At 54.8% G+C, this 21838-nt stretch carries 18 protein-coding genes; 7 read left to right on the forward strand and 11 right to left on the reverse strand.

Annotated elements, in window-relative coordinates:
• Positions 1–22 precede the first annotated feature (22 nt).
• Positions 23–1711, forward strand: a complete 1689-nt coding sequence (locus ACXI0A_RS20145; RefSeq protein ID WP_476150782.1) for an alpha-amylase family glycosyl hydrolase — start codon at positions 23–25, stop codon at positions 1709–1711.
• Here ACXI0A_RS20145 and ACXI0A_RS20150 read toward each other — a convergent pair whose 3' ends face one another.
• Positions 1712–1981 carry a YdgH/BhsA/McbA family protein gene (locus tag ACXI0A_RS20150; RefSeq protein ID WP_034820058.1) on the reverse strand — a complete coding sequence of 90 codons (270 nt, stop codon included), beginning with the start codon at positions 1979–1981 and terminating at the stop codon, positions 1712–1714.
• Positions 1982–2131: 150 nt separating this feature from the next.
• Positions 2132–2908, reverse strand: a complete 777-nt coding sequence (bioH, locus tag ACXI0A_RS20155; protein WP_476150781.1) for a pimeloyl-ACP methyl ester esterase BioH — start codon at positions 2906–2908, stop codon at positions 2132–2134.
• 35 nt (positions 2909–2943) lie between these two features.
• Between bioH and ACXI0A_RS20160 the strand changes: the two genes are divergently transcribed.
• Positions 2944–3621, forward strand: a complete 678-nt coding sequence (locus tag ACXI0A_RS20160) for a phosphoribosyltransferase family protein (RefSeq protein ID WP_476150780.1) — start codon at positions 2944–2946, stop codon at positions 3619–3621.
• A 58-nt stretch (positions 3622–3679) separates the two neighbouring features.
• Positions 3680–4255: a Fe-S biogenesis protein NfuA gene (nfuA, locus tag ACXI0A_RS20165; RefSeq protein WP_224934359.1), complete on the forward strand. Its 576-nt coding sequence runs from the start codon at positions 3680–3682 to the stop codon at positions 4253–4255.
• Positions 4256–4291: 36 nt separating this feature from the next.
• Here the strand turns inward: nfuA and malQ are convergent, their stop codons facing one another.
• The 5 genes from malQ to glpE all read right to left on the reverse strand — a co-directional run bounded on the left by malQ (position 4292) and on the right by glpE (position 11013).
• Positions 4292–6337, reverse strand: coding sequence for a 4-alpha-glucanotransferase (malQ, locus tag ACXI0A_RS20170; protein ID WP_476150779.1), 2046 nt, complete (start codon positions 6335–6337; stop codon positions 4292–4294).
• A 91-nt stretch (positions 6338–6428) separates the two neighbouring features.
• Complete coding sequence (gene malP, locus ACXI0A_RS20175; RefSeq protein ID WP_476150778.1) at positions 6429–8834, reverse strand: maltodextrin phosphorylase; 2406 nt, start codon at positions 8832–8834, stop codon at positions 6429–6431.
• A 195-nt stretch (positions 8835–9029) separates the two neighbouring features.
• Positions 9030–9788, reverse strand: a complete 759-nt coding sequence (locus tag ACXI0A_RS20180; protein ID WP_224934356.1) for a DeoR/GlpR family transcriptional regulator — start codon at positions 9786–9788, stop codon at positions 9030–9032.
• A 41-nt stretch (positions 9789–9829) separates the two neighbouring features.
• Entirely contained in the window at positions 9830–10654 is an 825-nt protein-coding gene (gene glpG / locus ACXI0A_RS20185; protein ID WP_224934355.1) for a rhomboid family intramembrane serine protease GlpG, read from the reverse strand.
• A gap of 32 nt (positions 10655–10686) precedes the next feature.
• A complete protein-coding gene (gene glpE / locus ACXI0A_RS20190; protein ID WP_476150777.1) occupies positions 10687–11013 on the reverse strand; it encodes a thiosulfate sulfurtransferase GlpE in 327 nt (108 codons plus the stop codon).
• Positions 11014–11241: 228 nt separating this feature from the next.
• On the opposite strand from glpE, the gene glpD reads away from it, so the two are divergent.
• Positions 11242–12750, forward strand: a complete 1509-nt coding sequence (gene glpD, locus ACXI0A_RS20195; protein ID WP_476150776.1) for a glycerol-3-phosphate dehydrogenase — start codon at positions 11242–11244, stop codon at positions 12748–12750.
• Between the two features lie 67 nt (positions 12751–12817).
• Here glpD and iolE read toward each other — a convergent pair whose 3' ends face one another.
• From iolE to iolD, 3 genes are all read right to left on the reverse strand, one after another.
• Positions 12818–13714: a myo-inosose-2 dehydratase gene (gene iolE, locus ACXI0A_RS20200; RefSeq protein ID WP_224934352.1), complete on the reverse strand. Its 897-nt coding sequence runs from the start codon at positions 13712–13714 to the stop codon at positions 12818–12820.
• A 46-nt stretch (positions 13715–13760) separates the two neighbouring features.
• Entirely contained in the window at positions 13761–14774 is a 1014-nt protein-coding gene (gene iolG / locus ACXI0A_RS20205; RefSeq protein ID WP_224934351.1) for a bifunctional inositol 2-dehydrogenase/D-chiro-inositol 1-dehydrogenase, read from the reverse strand.
• A gap of 192 nt (positions 14775–14966) precedes the next feature.
• A complete protein-coding gene (gene iolD, locus ACXI0A_RS20210) occupies positions 14967–16901 on the reverse strand; it encodes a 3D-(3,5/4)-trihydroxycyclohexane-1,2-dione acylhydrolase (decyclizing) (protein ID WP_476150775.1) in 1935 nt (644 codons plus the stop codon).
• Between the two features lie 546 nt (positions 16902–17447).
• On the opposite strand from iolD, the gene ACXI0A_RS20215 reads away from it, so the two are divergent.
• From ACXI0A_RS20215 to ACXI0A_RS20225, 3 genes are all read left to right on the forward strand, one after another.
• Positions 17448–19361 carry a bifunctional 5-dehydro-2-deoxygluconokinase/5-dehydro-2-deoxyphosphogluconate aldolase gene (locus tag ACXI0A_RS20215; RefSeq protein WP_224934349.1) on the forward strand — a complete coding sequence of 638 codons (1914 nt, stop codon included), beginning with the start codon at positions 17448–17450 and terminating at the stop codon, positions 19359–19361.
• A gap of 206 nt (positions 19362–19567) precedes the next feature.
• Positions 19568–20416: an SIS domain-containing protein gene (locus ACXI0A_RS20220; protein WP_476150774.1), complete on the forward strand. Its 849-nt coding sequence runs from the start codon at positions 19568–19570 to the stop codon at positions 20414–20416.
• A 90-nt stretch (positions 20417–20506) separates the two neighbouring features.
• On the forward strand, positions 20507–21418 hold the full coding sequence (locus ACXI0A_RS20225) for a LysR substrate-binding domain-containing protein (RefSeq protein ID WP_476150773.1): 912 nt from the start codon (positions 20507–20509) through the stop codon (positions 21416–21418).
• 133 nt (positions 21419–21551) lie between these two features.
• On the opposite strand, the gene ACXI0A_RS20230 is transcribed toward ACXI0A_RS20225, so the two are convergent.
• Positions 21552–21833, reverse strand: a complete 282-nt coding sequence (locus ACXI0A_RS20230) for a CBU_0592 family membrane protein (RefSeq protein WP_476150772.1) — start codon at positions 21831–21833, stop codon at positions 21552–21554.
• Positions 21834–21838: the final 5 nt, after the last annotated feature.

Here is a 21838-nt window from a genome sequence, read left to right on the forward strand (position 1 = left end):
TTCCGCGTGGCCCAACGATCTGATGGACATAATCAACGCCCTACTTGATGAGATTTACGAAGGCCGCTTCCCCGTCGCCGCACGTGAGCGTTTGCTTTCCCACATTCGTGCTGCGCGTGATACCGCTAAACTGCCGCGCAAAGCACACTGGGATGAAAAGGATGTGGTGCTGATTAGCTACGCCGATCAGTTCCGTGAACCCGATCAGCCCACGCTCGCCAGCTTCTCGCACTTCTATCAGCAACACCTGCAATCTACTTTCAGCCTGGTGCATCTGCTGCCTTTCTTCCCCTACTCTTCAGACGATGGCTTCTCCGTAATTGATTATCACCAGGTGAATCCCCTTTGCGGCGAGTGGCAGCATATCGCAGCGCTGCACAGTGAAACCCGGCTGATGTTCGATTTTGTCTGCAATCATATGTCGGCACACAGCCAATGGTTTCGTCACTTTCTGGCACAGGATCCCGGTTGGGATGACTTCTTTATCAGCATGCCACCGGCCACCGATCTCAGCGCGGTGACGCGTCCTCGCACCTCACCGTTGCTCACGCCTTTTGAAATGGCCAATGGTGAGACGCGCTTTATCTGGACCACCTTCAGCGCCGATCAAATCGACCTTAACTTTGCCCATCCTGAAGTGCTGATTCGCATGGCGGGCGTATTGCTGGATTACCTGATCAAAGGCGCCGATTACGTGCGGCTCGATGCGGTGGGATATATGTGGAAGACGCCGGGTACGAATTGCATTCACCTGCCGAAAACCCACCAGCTGGTGAAGCTGTTCCGCGCCATCGCTAATGAAGTGGCACCGGGCACAGTGATCGTCACCGAAACCAACGTGCCGCACAAAGACAACATCAGCTATTTCGGTAACGGGCGCGACGAAGCGCAGATGGTGTATCAATTTTCACTGCCACCGCTGGTGCTGCACGCCATTCATTCGGGATCGGCGCGCGCGCTTCGTCAATGGGCCAGCACGCTCGGCACCGGTAACGGCACCACCACCTTTTTCAACTTCCTCGCCTCGCACGATGGCATTGGCCTCAATCCTGCGCGCGGCATTTTGTCCGAAGTGGAGATCGTCGCTCTGGTGCGAGATCTGGCGCTGGAAGGGGCGCTGGTGTCATACAAAAACAATCCCGATGGCACCACCAGCCCTTACGAGATTAACGTCACCTATTTCGATGCCCTCAACCAGCAAAATGATGACGATGACACGCGTTTGCGTCGATTTCTGCTGGCACACGCCATTCTGCTCGCCTTTCCGGGCGTGCCAGCGATCTATATCCAAAGTATTTTAGGCTCTCGCAACGATAACGAAGGCGTACGCGCGGCAGGACACAACCGCGCCATCAATCGTCAGAAATACCGTTTGCATGAGATGGAACAGTGGATCAGCGGCGATGATCCATTGCGTCAGCAGGTGTATGAACGGCTCAGCGCGTTGATCCAGCTGCGCACCCGCCAGAGCGCGTTCCATCCGGATAATGCGATGACGCTGCTGGAGAGTGAAAATACCCTGTTGATGTTGCGGCGACATCCGCCAGGCAGTGAAGATGGCTTATTGTGCGTGTTTAATCTCAGCAGCCGTGAAGTCATCACGCATCTGCCGCAGGCGAGACATTTTCAGGATGTGATCAGTGGCGAGAAAATCGATGGCAGCCAGCCAATGACGCTGGCTGCATGGCAATTTATGTGGTTGCGTGGCTGATTATTTGTAAACATCCGCCGTGGCGCTGAACTTGCCATGTTCGCGGCCCGCAATCACCAGAAAGTATTTGCCGCCTTTCTCATCGGCCGCTTTGGAGAGTTCGCGCTTCGCATCCATCGGTGAAGTGGTCTCCGCCGTGGTGGTCACCGTACCGATTTTCTCCAGATTCATTTTCTGCACTTCTTCTTTAGTCACTTCCTTTGCGGCGAACGCTGAAAACGACACCGCACTCATCACCAGAGAAGCCACAGCCCATTTCATCATCTTCATAACAATACCCTCATCCATTTTTTGCATTATTGAGATGTCAGCGGCCGCGAAGCACAACAGGCGAGATAGCAACAGAACACACCGCGAAGCAGCTCAGCTCACGTCAAAAGTATTACCGCTGATGAAGGAATTTCCACTGCCACAATAGATTTAACGGGTAACCGCTTGGATGAATTCGGTAATATGCTGGCAAAATGTGTCAGGATGCGAAACAAATGGCGCATGCGCCGCTTTTTCCATCACAACTGAAGGTGAGCGCGGTAACGCTTCATCCAACTGCTTTGCAATGCGCCGCGGGACTAACCCATCCAGCGATCCATACAAACGCAATAAAGGCATTGCCAACTGCGGAAGCTGCGCGCGCAAATCCACTTCGCGTAATATTTCCAGCCCGCCCTCCAGTACATCGACCGAAGGCATCGGCTGCGACAACACCACTTCTTTGAGCTGGCGTGCATCCTGGCGCGCGTTTTCCGTGCCCATGGTTTGCAACGCCAGAAAACGTTCTACGGTGCGCTGGAAATCATTACTCAACTGCTGCTGGAAGCTCTCCAGCGTCTCAGGCTTGATGCCCGGCCAATCCTCATGTGCGGTAAAACAGGGCGACGATGCCACGCTAATCAGCGCAATGACGCGTTCAGGCTGCGTCAGCGCAATCTGGCTGGCAACCAATCCACCCAGCGACCAGCCGAGCAGCAAAGCACGTTCAGGAAGCTGCGGCAGCAGCTGTTGAGCCATCTCGGCTAAGTTCAGTGCGCCAAAACCCTGACTGCGGCCAAAGCCAGGCAGATCCACCAGGTGCAGACGAAAATGCGGGCTGAGTCGCGGAACAATGTTCTGCCATACCTCGGCGTTCAAGCCCCAGCCGTGCAGCAGCACAAGATCGCGATCGCCCGTGCCTGTGGTGTGCCAGTAAAGCGAACTCATCGGTTACACTCCCGAAAAGTGAAAAAGAGGCCGCTATGCTATCAATCCCTGCCCTGTGTTGGCTATGCCGCCTGCCATTACAGATTGCCAGACATGGGCTGTGCAGCCTCTGTATACAGCAGATTCCGGCGCTGCCCGCGATCTGCCCCTGTTGTGCACTGCCGGCCAACGGCACCGATCTGTGCGGCCGTTGTTTGCATCGTCCGCCGCCGTGGCGCAGTCTGACCTGCGTCAGCGATTACCTGCCTCCGATGAGTGATTGGGTCATCCAGCTAAAATTTTCTCGGGCAACCGCACTCAGAGTGATGCTTGCACGGCTACTTTTGTTAAAATTGTTAAATAGTCGCCGCGATAACCTATTGCCGCGCATCGATCTGGTATTAAGCGTGCCGTTACATCGGCGTCGTGCCTGGCAGCGCGGCTATAATCAAGCTGAACTGCTGGCAAAACCGCTGGCACGCTGGCTAGGTTGTGAATATCGTGCAGGCGTGCGCCGCAGACGACGAGGGTTGGTTCAGCATGTGCTGCGGGCATCAGCGCGGAAAAAGAATCTGCGCGGCGCCTTTTCCCTTGAAATACCGGTGTGCGGACGCCATATCCTGCTCATCGACGATGTGGTTACCACCGGAAGCACGGTGGCAGAAATCAGCCGCATTTTGCTGGCGCAAGGCGCGGCCAGCGTGCATATTGGCTGCCTGTGCCGTACCTTGTAGAGCGTCGGCGTTGGGCGTATTATAACCAGGTAATTTAGTCAACTATTGAGCAATCGCCATGATCGTTATTACTGATGCTGCGCAAGAGCACTTCTCAAAATTGCTGTCCAAACAAGAAGATGGCACACAAATTCGCGTATTCGTCATTAATCCGGGTACGCCAACCGCTGAATGCGGTGTTTCTTACTGCCCACCCGATGCAGTAGAAGCCACTGATACTGAAATGAAGTTCGAAAAGCTGTCAGCCTACATTGATGAGCTAAGCGCGCCTTATCTGGAAGATGCTGAGATCGATTTTGTCACCGATAACCTCGGTTCTCAGCTGACGCTGAAAGCGCCGAACGCCAAGATGCGTAAAGTGTCTGACGAAGCGCCGATGGTTGAGCGCGTTGAATATCTGCTGCAAGCGCAGATCAACCCACAGCTGGCTGGCCATGGCGGTCGTGTGTCGCTGATGGAAATTACCGATGACGGTATCGCCATTCTGCAGTTTGGCGGCGGCTGTAACGGCTGTTCGATGATCGACGTCACACTGAAAGATGGCATCGAGAAAGAGCTGCTGGCGGCCTTCCCTGAGCTGAAAGGTGTGCGCGACCTCACTGAACACCAGCGCGGCGAGCACTCTTACTACTGATTTAACTGCGGCAGCACACCCGAGCTGCCGCAGATTTTACCTCTCTTTGCGCCCGTCATTCACCGCTTTCAATACCTGCTTCACCGCTTTATCGGCAAACATCGCTTCCAGCGTGACGCACAACTTGCGCCGCCAGTTTGGATACTCATCCACTGTACCCGGCACGTTCACCGGCATCGTCATGCCCAGCCAATCCTCTGGCTGCAATCCCAATAATGCGCTTTCAGTCCGGGCCAGAAAACGGTGCATCGCCACATTGAGCGCCGGCGTCAGCGGCTGTTTCTCCGCCAGCTGGCGACCGCGTGCCGGCATTGCCCCCGCCTGATGTAAGGCATCCAGTAATGCCTGCTTCTGTGAAGCGCGCTGCTGTTGCAGGGAATGCAGCACGCTATCGCGGTACATGCCGAGCTTTTCACCCAACGCCAAATCTTCCGCCAGCCAGAATCCGCTTAACGTGGGTAGATCGTGGGTACTGGCGCTGGCAATCGACTGGCGTGGATAAGCCGCTGGCAGGCGATAGCAGCCATCGCGCTCCTGCTCGAAGAACAGCACTTTCCACGAGAAAATGCCGTGGCTACGCATCATGCGGACAATGGCCGGCGGCACAATGCCCAGATCCTCGCCAATCACCATACAGCGATGGCGCTGACTCTCCAGCGCCAGAATCGCCATCAAATCTTCCACCGGATACGAAACGTAAGCGCCTTTATCCGCTGTCTCGCCGTACGGAATCCACCACAGCCGCAATAACGCCATCACGTGGTCGATACGCAACGCGCCGCAATCGCGCATATTGGCGCGCAGTAAATCGATAAAAGGCTGATAGCCACGCGCGCGCATCTCGTGCGGATCAAGCGGTGGCAACGCCCAGTTTTGCCCCAACGGACCCAATCGATCCGGCGGTGCACCCACTGAAGCACCCAGCTTATACAACTGCGGATCCTGCCAGGTTTCTGCACTGTGCTGCGCCACACCCACCGCCAAATCCCGGTACAATCCCACCGTCATGCCGAGCTGCTGGCTACGCTGCCAGCAAGCCGCGAACTGCTGCTGCGCCAGCCACTGCAGCCAGCTCCAAAACTGAATTTCATCCTCATGTGCGGCACACCACTGCTGCACCTCTGGCTGATGGGCATTGCGCCAGGTTTCCGGCCACGACGCCCAACCCCACTCCTTCGCCTGCTGCGAACTGTGTTCTGCAAGAATGCCGTCAAAAGCCGCCTGATAACGCAGATGATCGCCGCCCTCAGCCACAAATTGCTGAAACGCCGGATCAGGCTGCCAGGTTTTCCAGGCCAGACGCAGCGCCGTGATTTTCAACTCAGCCACCGCTCGATAATCGACATAGTCTGTCGCGCGCGCGGCTTGCACAGCCTTGCGCGTTTTGGCGAGTTTCCACCAGCGCTGTGCTTCAGCGCTTTGTGTGAATGCCGCCACCTGATTGACGTCGATATAGAGCATATTCAGCCAGCGACGCGAGGTAGGGCTGTAAGGGCTGGCGTGCTCAGGTTGCGCCGGATAGAGCGCATGCAAGGGATTCAGGCCGACAAAATCCCCGCCGTGAGCGGCGACCTGCTCCAGCATCTGCGTAAGATCGCCAAAATCGCCGATTCCCCAATTGCCCTCGGATCGCAGTGTATAAAGCTGTACCAGCGCCCCCCAGCGTTTGTCGCCCTGCGCCAGCGGTTCAGATAAATAGCAGCGACGCGGTGCGATAATGATGCGCGAGTGCCACTGCTGACGTCCTTGCCGTAAGGTTAAACGGTGATAACCCTGCGGCAGACGCGGTGGCAATGTGAGGGGCTCTCCTGCCTGAAGCAGGCCACTGTAAGTTTTGCCCCGTTCGGTCTCAAGCTGCCAGCTAAACTCGCCTTTGCCCTGCGGGCAACATTGGCGCGGACGGCGCGGAGTGAAAACCAGCACCGGCGGCAACGGTGGCGCTTTACCTTGCGGCGTATTCATCACCGCCAGCAGTGCGCGCTTGGTGTCGTCGTGAATACGCACCTGCTCGCCGTTCGCGTTGGTAAAATCTATCGCAATGCCTGCGTCCTGCGCGGCCTGATCCAGTTTGCTGAGCGTCATCACGTCTCCTTGGGTGCGGTACGCATCAATGCGTATCCAACGAAAACCTTATCGAAACCATGTCGAGCGGCCATCAATAGCGAGCTGGAAATCAGCGCGCGGCCTGCCAGATACGCTGCTGGTAATCGCGAATCGAACGATCGGAGCTGAAGCGTCCGGTGCGGGCGGTGTTGAGAATCGCCGCTTTGGTCCAGGCTTCCGGGTTCTTCCACAAAGCTTCAACCTGTTGCTGCGCCTCGAGATACGCCTCGAAATCGGCTAGCACCAGCCAGGGATCGCCGCCTTTGGTCAGGCTGGTGAGCAGCATATCGAATGCCTGCTTGTCACCTTCGCTGAACTTGCCCTTCTCCAAATCTTTCAGCAAACCATCCAGATACTTATTCTGCTTGCGCAGTTTTTTCGGGCTGTAACCGTTGGCTTTGAGTGCCTTCACCTCATCCACCGTATTACCGAAGATAAAAATGTTCTTCTCGCCCACCGCTTCGGCGATTTCGACGTTCGCGCCATCCAGCGTGCCGATGGTCAGCGCGCCGTTCAACGCCAGCTTCATATTGCCGGTGCCTGACGCTTCATAACCGGCGGTCGAGATTTGCTCCGAGAGATCCGCAGCCGGAATCATCAACTCGGCGGCGGTAATGCGATAGTCAGGAATAAACACCACTTTTAACCGATCGCCGACTTTCGGATCGTTGTTAATCACTTCAGCGACTTTGTTGATGGCGTAAATGATGTTCTTAGCAAGGTAGTAGCCCGGTGCGGCCTTGGCACCAAACAGGAACACGCGCGGCACGAAGTCAGGGTTATCGGGATTGTCCCGCAGTTGACGATAACAGTGCAGCATATGCAGCAGGCTGAGGTGCTGGCGTTTGTATTCGTGCAGTCGCTTAATCTGCACGTCGAACAGTGCATCGGGATTCACATCAATACCGGTCACGCGTTTGATATATACGGTCAGGCGCAGCTTGTTCTGCTGCTTGATGGTACGGAACTGCTGACGGAAAGCTTTTTTGCGCGCATAGGGCGCCAGCCACTCAAGCGCATCCAGATCGTTGGCCCACTCCACCTGCAACGTTTCGTCAATCAGGTTCGACAGCAAAGGATTGCACTGCTTCAACCAGCGGCGCGGCGTGATGCCGTTGGTGACATTATGGAATTTGTTCGGCCACAGTTGGTGGTATTCCGGGAACAGATCTTTTACCACCAGTTCAGAGTGCAGCGCGGCCACGCCATTTACCGCGAAGCAACTCACCACACACAGGTTCGCCATACGCACCTGGCCATCAGCCACCACCGCCAGCTTTTGCCATGTTGCGCTTTCCCCGGGCCACTGCTTCTTGACGATTTTTTTCAGACGCTGGTTAATTTCGCGGATGATCAGCATATGGCGCGGCAGCAGATCGCGCACCAGCGACTCATCCCAACGCTCCAGCGCTTCCGGCATCAACGTGTGATTGGTATAGGCGAAAACGCGGCTGGTGATATGCCAGGCTTCATCCCAACCCAGCTGATGCTCATCCAGCAGGATACGCAGCATCTCCGGGATGGCGATGGTGGGATGCGTGTCGTTGAGTTGGATGACTTCAAAATCGGGCAAGGTGTGAATCGAGCGCCCGGCAAGATGGTGGCGGCGCAGAATATCCCCCACCGCACAGGCGCACTGGAAATATTGCTGCATCAGGCGCAGACGCTTGCCTTCGGCGTGATTATCGTTGGGATACAGCACTTTGGTGAGTTTGTCAGCATCAATACCGGGCTGTTCAGCCTGCAGGAACTTACCATCATTAAACAGAGTCAGATCGAACGGATGTACGCTGGTCGCTTTCCACAATCGCAGCGGCAACGTCACGCCATTGCGGTAGCCCACGACCGGCAGATCCCAGGCCTCACCTTTGAGATGAAATTTAGGCCGCCACTGCAGGGTGCCATCGCTGTTTTTCTTCACTTTACCGCCGATGCCAACCTGCACATCCTGCGCGGCGTTATGGCGGAACCATGGATAACTGTTGCGCTGCCAGTCGTCCGGCGCCTCTTTTTGCTGACCATCGTCAAAGGTCTGGCGGAACAAACCGTACTGATAATTGAGGCCATGCCCCATCGCGGCCTGCCCGACAGTGGCCATCGAGTCCATGTAGCATGCGGCCAAACGCCCTAATCCACCGTTGCCGAGCGCCGGATCCACCTCTTCCTCCAGCAACTCACTGAGTTCTACCTGATGCGCCGCCAGCGCTTCCTTCACTTCGTCGTACCAACCCAAATTCAGCAAATTATTGCCGGTCAGGCGTCCGATAAGAAACTCCATCGACAGATAGTTCACATGGCGTTGGCCTGCACGCGCTGTAGCGGGCGGCTGCGTGGCGAGCATCTCTGTTAGTACACGGCTTAATGCCTGCCACCACTGATGCGGTGTCATTTGCTGAGCGGAGGTGAGTCCAAGGTGCTGCCATTGGCGGGTAAGAGCGGCGTCGAAACGTGTTTTATTAAATTTTTGCTGCGACATATCAATCCCTTCGAGTCCGTTAACGGTAAAGACGGGCGAGCGCATAACCAGAAAGGATAAGTAAAGCCGGGGGCGAAGAAAAAAGCGACAGGGAAATGCGGATGGATGGAAAAAAAGTGGATTTATGCGTGGCGCTCAACCTCATGCGTCCACTCAACACTGCGGGCGACCCAATGGACGCCCAGGCAGAATCGATTAGCAGAGTTCGAGATGGACTTCGTGTTGCTCGATCACCTTCAGCACGGTGGCGGGTGGCGTTTGATCGGTATACATGTAATCAATCAGGCTCATGTTACCGAGGTTCACCATGGCATTTCGGCCAAATTTCGAATGATCCACCACCAGCATCACGCAGCGCGAGTTTTCGATAATCGCGCGTTTGGTGCGGACTTCGTGGTAATCGAACTCCAACAGTGAGCCATCCATATCAATGCCGCTGATGCCGAGAATGCCGTAATCGAGGCGGAACTGGGAGATGAAATCCAGCGTCGCTTCGCCCATGATGCCGCCATCACGCGTACGCACTTCGCCGCCGGCGATGATCACACGGAAATCCGGCTTCGCCATCAGCAAAATTGCCACGTTGAGGTTGTTGGTGACCACACGCAGATTGTTGTGATTCAGCAAGGCATGCGCCACCGCTTCCGGCGTGGTGCCGATATCGATAAACAGCGTGGCACCATCCGGGATCTGGCTCGCCACACGCTCGGCAATGCGCGCCTTTTCCGCCGACCACATCATTTTGCGGTCTTGCCATGCGGTGTTTTCAGAGCTGGAAGGCAGCGCCGCGCCACCGTGATGGCGCTGGATTTTGTTCTGATCGGCCAGATCGTTCAGGTCACGCCGAATGGTTTGCGGGCTCACCTCAAAGTGATCCACCAGCTCTTCCGTACTGACATATCCCTGGCGTCGCACCAAATCGATAATGGCGTCATGACGTTGCGTCTGCTTCACATCTCTCTCCTCGGCTCAAAGCCGTTTTCTTTTTATTTCTGCTAACGTCGCGCAACGTTGCGCGTATCGACAAACGCCATGGCCAGGCCCACCAGTAAGCCGGTGACGTGGGCAGCGTTAGCAATCGACAGGCCAAATGCGCCGTACCAGCCAATAATCAGCCATACAATAGCGAAGCCCATCAGACCGCGCTCCAGATAAATACCACTTTCGGGATCGCGCTCGCCTCGTAGCCAGCAATAACCCATCAATGCATACACCACGCCAGACAAGCCACCGAACAGTACGCCACTGAATTTGGCCTGCATCCAGCCGCTCAATAGCGCGGAAATGAGCATAATCACAAACAGCTTACCGCTGCCAATACGCTTTTCCACTGCCCCGCCGAGATACCACCACCACATCAGGTTGAACAGGATGTGCAACAGCGAGAAGTGCAGCAGTGCATGGCTAAACCAGCGCCACACCTGGAAATACTGTGAGGAGTCGGCGGGCCAGGCCAGCCAATCCAGTGCCACATCATCACCGACAATCTGCATCATGATGAACACCGCCACACAGGCGATCATGATGGTCATGGTGAGCGGACCTGCGCGTTCGCGAATGTTGGTCCAGATATTGGCGCGCTCATAGCGTAAGCCACTTTCGGTACTGCCGGTGTGCCAGCTGGCGGCCTGATAGCGTGGATGATTAGGGTCGCGTACGAACTGGGCAAGTTCGTTTTCAACCATCTCCAGCCTGGCTTCATCATCCAGCATAATCACATAGTGGCTTTCGCGCTCAATCCGCAGCGTGACGCCGCGCGTCGCCATGTAATCCACAAACGCCTGAGCCATACGTGGGTTGTTGAACTGAGTGATGCGCATCGTGCGGGTTCTCCTTCCTTTATGTGATCGTCTCAGACGCTGCCCGTGGCCACCTGCGCAGGGAACACGGCACGCCAGGCGTCAAAACCGCCATCAATGCTATACGCGGCGTTAAATCCCTGTCCTAGCAGGAACTGCGCAGCACCTTTACTGCTGTTGCCGTGATAGCACATCACCAGCACCGGCAAATCATGATTAGCCTGCGCGATAAAGTCTGCCAGATTGTCATTCGACAGGTGTAACGAGCCTGCTGCATGGCCCATGGCATAGCTTTGTGGGTCGCGAATGTCCACCAGCTGCGCGCCTTGTGCCAGGTGCTCGTTAGCCTGCTGAACCGAAATACATTCGAAATTTTCCATGGTGTCTCTCATAAGGTCGTCACAATTAGCGCCTAGTTTAACCTGAGAATCCGTCGCGATAACCTGACAAAAGTTATGGCTATGGATTTTTTTTCCTGCAGGAATGTTAGCTATATCACGCAAAAATGTTTTTATTGAGTTAAGCGCTGGCGTCAATGTTGCTTTCCGATTATTATTACGCTCGAAAACGAACATTTAAGAACTATTCCGAACATCGGAGGAGATGACGTGGAAACCAAAGACCTGATCGTGATCGGCGGCGGCATTAACGGAGCCGGCATTGCAGTGGACGCTGCAGGACGCGGACTGTCAGTGCTGATGCTGGAGGCGCGAGATTTGGCCTGTGCTACCTCCTCCAATAGCTCGAAGCTGATTCACGGTGGCCTGCGCTACCTGGAACATTACGAATTTCGCCTGGTGGGCGAAGCGCTGGCCGAACGCGAAGTACTGCTGAAAATGGCCCCGCACATTGCCTTCCCTATGCGCTTCCGTTTGCCACACCGCCCGCATTTGCGCCCGGCGTGGATGATTCGCCTTGGCCTGTTTATGTACGATCGCTTAGGTAAACGCACCACGCTGCCAGGCAGTAAAGGCCTGCGTTTTGGCGCGGAATCGGCCCTAAAGCCTGAAATCACGCGCGGATTCGAATATTCCGACTGCTGGGTGGACGATGCGCGCATGGTAGTACTGAACGCCCAGGAAGTGGTGAAACAGGGCGGCGAAGTGCGCACCCGCACCCGCGTGACCCGTGCCTGGCGTGAAAGCGGCCTGTGGATGGTGGAAGCGGAAGATATTGATACCGGCAAAACCTTCACATGGCGTGCCAAAGGCCTGGTCAATGCAGCTGGACCTTGGGTAAAAGAATTCTTTGATGATGGCCTGAAGCTGAAATCGCCGTACGGTATTCGCCTGATCAAAGGCAGCCACATCGTGGTGCCGCGCGTGCATCGCGAAAAGCAGGCGTACATCCTGCAGAACGAAGATAACCGTATCGTGTTTGTCATTCCGTGGATGGATGAATTCTCCATCATCGGTACCACCGACGTGGAGTACAAAGGCGATCCGAAAGACGTGAAGATTGATGACAACGAAATCAGCTATCTGCTGAAGGTGTTCAACGGACACTTCAAACAGCAGCTGAGCAAAGACGACATCGTCTGGACTTATTCTGGTGTGCGTCCGCTGTGTGATGACGAATCCGATTCACCGCAGGCGATCACCCGTGATTACACGCTGGATGTGCATGACGACAATGGCCAGGCGCCGCTGCTGTCAGTGTTTGGCGGTAAGTTGACCACCTATCGTAAACTGGCAGAACACGCGCTGGAGAAACTGGCGAAATACTATCCAAACGCTGGTCCAGCATGGACTAAATCAGCAGTACTGCCAGGCGGTGATTTCTCGGGTTCACGTGAAGATTACGCTGCAGGTCTGCGCCGTCGTTATCCGTTTATCAGCGAAGGTATGGCACGCCACTTTGCCCGCACTTACGGCAGCCGCACTGAAGAGTTGCTGGCGGGCGCAACCAGTCTGGCGGATCTGGGCGAGAACTTCGGTCACGAGTTCTATGAAGCCGAACTGCGCTACCTGGTGAAAAACGAATGGGTGCGTGAACTGGATGATGCAATCTGGCGTCGTACTAAACAAGGTATGTGGCTGACAGAAGCTGAGCAGGCGCGCATTAGCGAGTGGCTGGCAGAACACGGTCAGAAACCGGCGCTGTCGCTGGCATCGTAATCCTGGCCAAATAAAAGGCCGTTATCCTGAAAGGGATAACGGCCTTTTTTATTGTGCCTCAATGAACTTATAAGCCGGTATTCTCGCGAATATATTTGCGCGCTTTCACCGCATATTCGAACGGGTTAGCCAGCGCCGGATCCTGTTCCGCTTCCACCACCATCCAGCCTTTGTAGCCGTAATCGTCGAGGATTTTAAACACCGGTTTGAAATCAATCACGCCATCGCCCGGTACGGTGAAGGTGCCTTTCTTCACACCATCGAGGAACGACAGGGATTTCTCGCGCACCTCAGCTACCACGCTGTCACGCACATCTTTCAGGTGCACGTGGAAAATGCGCGGCAGGTATTTGGTCAGCACGTCCAGCATCGCCTGCTGCGAACCTTCGGAGTAGTAGATGTGGCCAGTGTCATACAGCAGACCCACATTCTGATTGGTCGATTCCATAAAGCGATCGATTTCCGCTGGCGTCTGAATGCCGGTGCCCATGTGATGGTGCAGCGTCAAACGCATGCCTTTCTTCGCGGCGATCTCCGCCAGCTCGTTGTAGCCTTCCGCCGTCAGACGCCACTCTTCATCGGTGAAAATCGGCTTCTGCTCCAGCACCGCCAGCGTGGTGCCCTGAATGCTCTTACTCTGCTCAGAGCAGCCAATCACGCGCGCGCCCATGGCGTGCAGGAAGTTCATGTGATTGGTGAACTCGTCGATGGTTTTCGCCTTGTCACCGTTGGCGAAGAAGGTGCTGAACCACGCGTTGCAGATCTGAATACCGCGAATCTCCAGCATTGGCTTCAGCACCGCCGGATCTTTCGGATATTTGCTGCCCACTTCACTGCCGGTGAATCCGGCCAGCGCCATTTCACTCACGGTCTGCTGGAAGGTGTTCTCGCTGCCCAGCTCTGGCATGTCATCGTTGGTCCAGCCGATTGGCGCAATCGCCAGTTTTACATTGTCTTTGTTCATTTCAATTCCCTGATTCTGAGAGAGAAGTGTTAGCGCACGGGCTCAGTTATTTGGCGTAAAAGTCTGGACGCGCTGGCATGGTCACCGGCTCGATAGCGCCGCTGTTCTGCGCTTTATGGCAGGCATCCGCCGCAACGGAAGCGGCAAAACCATCCCAGGCGGAAGGCCCGGTCAACTTACCTGCGGTGGCGTCATTGATGAAGGCTTGCAGCTCAACGTCGTAAGCTTCGATAAAGCGGTCTTTCCAGTCAGTGAGCAGCGCATTGCCCAAACGCGCGTTTTTGCGCATTTGAATCGCGGAAGGCTCAGGCAGTTTGGCAATGCCCTCTTCGCCGACCACTTCACATTGAATGTCATAGCCGTAAGCGCAGTTCACGAAGATCTCGACATCGATACGAATGCCCTTCTGGGTTTCGAACAATACGATTTGCGGATCTTTCAATTTGGCGTGGGTCTTCGAGGTGGAGCGAGGGAACACTACCTGCACCGATTTGTAATCGTCTTCGGTCAGCCAGCGCAGCACGTCCAGCTCGTGAATCAGGGTGTTGGTGATCGCCATATCGGTGGTGTAATTTTCGCCCACGCTCTGGTTGCGGTGCGCGCAGTGCAGCATCAGCGGCTCGCCGATTTCACCGTCAGTGATCACTTTCTTCAGTGCGCGATAGCCTGAATCGTACGGACGCATAAAGCCCACCTGCACCAGGCGTTTACCGTGTTTGATTTCCGCATCGACGATGCGACGGCAGCCATCGGCGCTCATCGCTAACGGCTTCTCGCAGAACACCGGCTTCCCGGCAGCAATCGCAGCGAGGGTGAACTCTTCGTGGGTGGGATCCCATGACGTCACCAAAATGGCATCCACGTCCGGCGAGTTAATCACCTGATGGCCATCCTGATACACCTCAGCTTCGATATTCAGACGTTGCAGCGCTGCACGAGCCCCTTCCACGTTGATGTCTGAAACCGCCACCACCTTCGCACCCTGCAACACATTGTTGCAGCGACGAATGTGATCCTGACCAATTGCACCGGCACCAATTACACCGAGTTTGAGCGTCATAATTACACCTGTAGAGTCGGATAAGTATCCCCTTCATACTTCAAGATGCAGATGCGTTGGCTGCTCTCATTCACCCGAATCACTGACTTAAGTCAGCTCATCGGGATTCTTTCGTTGGCCGCCTTCCTGCATCTCGAATTATTTTGGGTATACAGGGTTAATAAAAGCCGACGAACGCCGGCCTAAAGGGTGTTAGTACTTACGTGCTTGTTCGATATGCACGTTAAGGTTGTCGGCCACTTCCTGCGTGCGCTCGGAGGTGGAGGTTTGCGCCACGCCCACGTGCCACCAGCTGAAGTATTTGTGGATCATGGTTTTTGGCAGCACTTTGATGTCGAACAGCACCGAAACGGTCTGCTTCTGCGCATCGATCAGCGCGGCTTCTAACTGCGCCAGCGTGGTGATGCGATAGGTTTTACAGCCGTAGCCACCGGCAATCGCCGCGAAATCGACCGGCACAAAGCCACCGTCCAGCTTGCCGCCTTCCGGGTTACGGAAGCGGAACTCGGTGGTGAAGCTGTCCATGCCGTGTTCCATCTGCAGATTGTTGATGCAGCCGTTGGTCATGTTATCCAGCAGCACCACGTTGATTTTGGCCCCTTCCTGAATCGAGGTGACCAGCTCGGAGTGCAGCATCATGAACGAGCCATCACCGACCATCACATAGACTTCACGCTGCGGCTGCGCCAGTTTCACGCCCAGTGCGGCGTTGACTTCATAGCCCATGCACGAGTAGCCGTACTCAACGTGGTACGAGTTGTAATCTTTGGTGCGCCACATGCGTTGCAGGTCGCCCGGCAGACTGCCCGCTGCCGCGACAATCACTGCATCCTTTGGGAGCTGCTCGTTTAAGGTGCCCAGCACGCTGCTCTGCGTCAGTACCGATTGCGTCAGGCGCTCGAACTCCGCAAATAGCGCTTCACGATCGATGTGGTCGGCGATTTCAGGAATGAAATCGTCGGTGTTGTAAGTGGCGGCATACACGCGCTGCGTCTCTCTCAACAGCTTGCTTTGTGCCTGCTCAACCTGACCGCCCCAGTGGTTTTCAAAGCCTTTCAGGCCGCTTTCCAGTGCGGTCAAACCTTCACGCGCATCGGCCAACAGCTGCACTGCATCGAGCTTGTAGCTGTCGAAGTTGCTGACGTTGATATTGAGGTAGTTCACTTCTGGATTCTGGAAAATCCATTTCGAGGCGGTGGTGAAATCGGTGTAGCGCGTACCGATACCAATCACCAGATCGGCTTCTTTCGCCAGCAGGTTGGCCGCCAGACAGCCGGTTTCGCCAACGCCACCGACATTCAGTGGATGATCAGAAACGATGGTGCCTTTGCCCGCCTGCGTTTCAGCAAACGGAATATTGAAACGCTCGGCGAACTTCAGCAGCGCTGCGCCGGCGTCGGAATATTTCAGACCGCCACCCACGATGATCAGCGGCTTGTGTTTACGCGCGATGAGCGACAGCGCATCTTCCAGCTGGGCAGCGGTGGGCAAACGGCGATCCAGACGATGCACACGTTTCTGGAAGAAGTATTCCGGGAAATCCCAGGCTTCACCCTGCACATCCTGCGGCAGTGCAATCGTGACCGCGCCGGTTTCTGCCGGATCGGTCAGCACACGCAAGGCGTTGATGCAGGCAGTCATCAGCTGTTCAGGACGGCTGACGCGGTCCCAGTATTTGCTTACGGCACGGAAGGCATCGTTGGTGCTGATGCTGAGATCGTGGCTCTGTTCAATCTGCTGCAGCACCGGATCCGGCTGGCGCGTGGCAAACACATCGCCCGGCAGCAGCAGTAAAGGAATACGGTTCGCGGTGGCGGTGGCCGCGGCGGTGATCATGTTTGCCGCGCCAGGTCCAACCGAAGAAGTACAGGCGATAATCTGGCGACGCAGCGACTGCTTGGCAAAACCAATGGCCGCATGCGCCATGCCCTGCTCGTTACGCCCCTGATGCACCACCAGATCGCCGCTGTCCTGCTCCAGCGCCTGTCCCAATCCCAGCACGTTGCCGTGACCGAAAATGGCAAAAATGCCTTTCACAAATTTGGTTTCAACGCCGTCAACGTTCAGATACTGGTTATCAAGAAATTTCACCAGCGCCTGTGCCGTGGTAAGTCTGATTGTGCCCATATGCTTCTTCCTTTACATGCTGGTACCTGACGTGAGGTACAACGCGGTTCGGGTTTTCGCTGCCGTTACGGCACCCGCGGATAAGTGAAACGTGAGGCGATTATAAACAAATAATTTTTTCATTAAACGAGATTACAGAAGAAACATTTCATTTTGCGATGGAGATCAAATTCAGCGATGAAACGTTGGCCACGAAGGCAGTTGCAGGGGTAAAAGTGGAACAACAAAATAGCATTTCAGTGAGAGAGTGAAATTTCATTTCACTTCAGTAGCTTCCTTTATTCCCAGCCATTTTCCTGCGACCTGGCTCACAAGCCAGAGCAACAGTGAAACTCATACCAAATAGAGTGCCGTTATACCGCATGGCACAGAGTTTTACCTGGCTCACAAAATCGCGATGAATGTTTCATTTCATATTGTATTTGGAATTTTCATTCCTCATACTGCATCCATAGCCAATCAGGCACCTTGAGAACCCGGAAGCATAGCGCTTGATGTTGGGCGTTTTCGCCCCAGTGTCTGCTTATCACAAAGGAAACCACAGGTATGAGTACACAACAGAAGCGGCTTGATGTGATTTGTATCGGACGCATCGCCGTCGACCTCTACGGTCAGCAAATCGGATCACGTCTGGAGGATATGACCAGCTTTAATAAATATCTGGGCGGTTCTTCCGGTAACGTGGCTTATGGAACGGCTATTCAGGGTCTGAAATCGGCCATGCTGGCGCGCGTAGGGGATGAACACAACGGCCGTTTTCTGCGTGAAGCATTGCAGCGCGTGGGTTGCAACACCGATGGATTGATTACCGATAAAGACCGTCTGACGGGTTTAGTGATCCTCGGTATTAAAGATGAAGACACCTTCCCGCTGATCTTCTACCGCGACAACTGCGCCGATATGGGTCTGGTGCCGGAAGATATTCAAGAGGAGTTCATCACCTCTTCCCGGGCGGTGGCTGTAACCGGCACGCATCTGTCACATCCGCAGACCCGTGCGGCGGTATTGAAAGCCCTGGATATCGCTAAACGTAATGGCCTGCGCACTGCGCTGGATATCGACTATCGCCCGGTGCTGTGGGGTCTGACCTCTCTGGGCGATGGCGAAACCCGTTTCGTTGAATCCGGTGAAGTCACCAAACAGCTGCAGGAAGTGCTGCACTATTTCGATTTGGTGGTCGGAACGGAAGAAGAGTTCCATATTGCCGGCGGCAGCACTGATACACTGACGGCACTAAAAAATGTGCGTCAGGCGAGTAAAGCGACGCTGGTGTGCAAACGCGGTCCGCTAGGTTGCGTGGTGTTCGAAGGTGATATTCCAGACAGCTGGGAGCAGACCAAACTGCAAACCGGCGTGCGCGTTGAAGTACTGAACGTATTGGGTGCAGGCGATGCCTTTATGTCTGGCCTGTTGCGCGGCTGGCTTAACGATGAGAGCTGGGAACAGGCTTGCCGCTACGCCAATGCCTGCGGCGCACTGGTGGTGTCTCGCCACGGCTGCGCACCAGCAATGCCAACTAAAGAAGAGCTGGACGATTTCCTCGGCCGCGATAAAGATGTGAAACGTCCTGACCTGGATGCGCGTCTGAACCATCTGCACCGCGTTACCACGCGCAAACAGCAGTGGCCTGAGTTGAACGTGTTCGCGTTCGACCATCGCAAGCAGCTGGCCGATATGGCGCGCGAAGCCGGCGTCAGTGAAGATAAGATCCCACAGTTGAAACTGCTGCTGTTGCAGGCCGCGCAGGAAGCCGCTAATGAAGCCGGTTTAAATGAGAAAAGCGGCATCCTTGCGGACACCACTTACGGTCAGAAAGCGCTGAATGCCATCACCGGCAATAACTGGTGGATTGGCCGCCCGATCGAGCTACCCAGCTCACGCCCACTGCGTCTGGAGCACGGCAACATCGGTTCACAGCTGGTCGACTGGCCGGCAGAACACGTGGTTAAATGCCTGGTGTTCTACCATCCGCACGACAGCGCCGAACTGCGTAAAGAGCAGGATGAGTTGGTACTCGACGTCTGGAACGGCTGTAACAAGAGCGGGCATGAACTGCTGCTGGAGCTGATTCTGCCTGAGAGCAATCCAGACCGTAACGAATCCTACTACTACGACATGCTGAGCCACTTCTACAGCCTCGGTATTCAGCCGGACTGGTGGAAACTGCCACCGCTGTCGGCAGAGAGCTGGCAGGCCATCAGCGGGCTGATCGAGCAGAACGATCCCCACTGCCGCGGCATTTTGCTGCTCGGTCTTGATGCACCAGAAGAGACGCTGAAAGCCGGTTTCGCCGCTGCAGCGCAGGCTCCGTGGGTGAAAGGCTTCGCCGTCGGCCGTACCATCTTCGGCCAGCCGTCACGCCAATGGCTCAACGGCGAGCTGGATGACAAAGCGCTGATTGAAACGGTGAAAGGCAACTATCTGCGACTGATTGGCTACTGGCGCGCGGCGCGTGGCTGATTGGTTATAAAGCAGGACAAAAGCGGCTCGTCAGGGCCGCTTTTTTATTGGCATCAGCACTGCCGCTAATCAATTCTTTTTGTGAGGCATTTCATAAACCGATGAAATAAGCGTCACGATAGCGTCAAACAAATGAAATTTTCCATCCATCTGGTACTATAGCGCTCATTATCCAGCCATATTTTCTTTTTTGACGGGCCGAAGTCATGACCAATAATCCAACCCAATTAACCCTGTTGCAGGACGATATCCGTCGTCGCTATGAGACGCTGAGTAAACGCCTGAAGCAGGTGGCTCGTTATATTCTTGATAACAGTAACAGCATTGCTTTCGATACCGTGGCTTCCATCGCGCAACAAGCTGATGTGCCACCCTCGACGCTGATCCGCTTTGCCAACGCATTTGGCTTCAGCGGTTTCAATGAAATGAAACAGGTTTTCCGTCAGCATCTGATGGAAGAAACCGTGAACTACACCGAGCGCGCGCGTCTGTTCCGCCAGACGGCAACCGATGACAGCGCCAGCTCACCGGAAAGCCCGGTTGAAATCCTGAACGTGTTCACTATGGTCAACAGCCAGGCATTGCAGCAGTTGGCGATGCAAACCAATCCGGACCAGTTGAATAAAGCAGTGAAAATGCTCGATGAAGCGGAGAACATCTACATCATTGGTCTGCGCCGTTCGTTTAGCGTTGCTTCCTATCTGGTGTACGCACTGCGCCATCTTGAGCGCCGCGCATTCCTGATCGACGGTCTAGGTGGCATGTTTACCGAGCAGTTGAGCATGGTGAATCCGAAAGACGTGGTGATTGCCATTAGCTATTCGCCGTATGCGCGTGAAGCGGTTGAGCTGGTGGAGTTGGGTGCCAAACGCGGTGCACACCTGATTGCCATCACCGACAGCCAGGTGAGCCCACTGGCCGCCTTCAGCGACGTGTGCTTCGTGGTCCGTGAAGCGCAGGTTGATGGCTTCCGTTCGCAGGTGGCTTCACTTTGCCTGGCGCAGACGCTGGCAGTTTCATTAGCGTTAAATAACACCTCAGAACAACCCGTCTAGTTGCCTCTTGCCAGTCCTGATCAGGATCGCTAGTGTGTGGGGATTGCAGCCGCTGAGGCGCTGCTTTCCCCCTGTTCTGAGGCTGGATAGATGCAGATTGAACCCTTACCGCCCCTCAATACCTTAATTGCCTTCGAGTGTGTGGCTCGCTATGGCAACATCTCGCGCGCGGCTGAAGAGCTTAATCTGACGCAAAGCGCCACCAGCCGGCAGATCCTGCAACTGGAAGAGATGTTGGGCTGTAAGCTGTTTACCCGCACACAGCGACGCGTCTTGCTCACGCCTAAAGGTGAAATTTACGCCACGCTAGTGCGCCAGCAACTCGCTGCCTTATCCCACGCCACCGCCGAAGTGATGGGCTGGAATGGCTTGCCTCAGGTGACGATAGCCTGCACCAGTGCGATGGGCTCACTTTGGCTCTCCTCGCGTCTTTCCGACCTGCACCGTGATATGCCCGACCTTCAGATTCGCATGAAAATCTCCGACAGCTTCGCTGAGCTGCGCTCGTCCGAATTCGATCTGGCCATCTTTTACCTGCGCGAAGCACCGAGCGGTTTTGATGCTACCCCGCTGTTTGATGAAATTTGTTATCCGATGTGCGCACCGGCATTTCTATCGCGACTAGATATCAACGCCCCCGCAGAGGCACTGCAACAACATACTTTGCTCATCCAGGATGATCCGCAGCGGGAATGGACCGGCTGGAGTGATTGGTTTGCCTCACAAGAGGTGCTGAGTTTGATTCCTCGCCAGACGTGGCGGGCGAATAATTATCCATTTTTAGTGCAGGCCGCTTTGCGTGGAGACGGGATATTGCTCGGCTGGGAAGGATTGGTACAGGATCATCTTAATCGTGGAGAATTAGTCCCGGCGCATCCAGGTAAACTGGCGGCCAATGGAAAATGTTTTTTACTTACCCCTCAGGATCGCTATATCAAGCCGATTGTGCGTCATGTGATGAGTTGGCTACAGCAACAACAAGCTATAGCCACATGTAATTGACGTTATATTCTTTCAGCAGAATATCTGCCAGTTAAAATCAGGAGCAGATAATTATTCTCACCGCCTCGTCATAACATTTTCTTATACTTAACTTCACACGGCAATTTATTTTCCAGCGTTTCAAAACCGCACATTATTGCTGGGTATCAAACGGCGGTAATTTATTTTTCATTGCCCCACGTCGGCGATATGAAGCATGCATTCCTATCAGAGTAAAAATTAACCACATCGACTGTGAAATAGCCGCTGCCAAATTAAAATCATGGCTAAGCGAGTACAAGCCGAAAATGCCACCTGCAATATTGAGACAGGCGTAACTATATGAATCAATAGCTAACCTTCTCATCTGCATGAGAGCATAGGCCAGCAAATAACACACCACTCCTATGAGACCGACGACAGTATGCAGTTCCACATCTT

The organism is Pantoea sp. C1E2 (assembly GCF_056491465.1).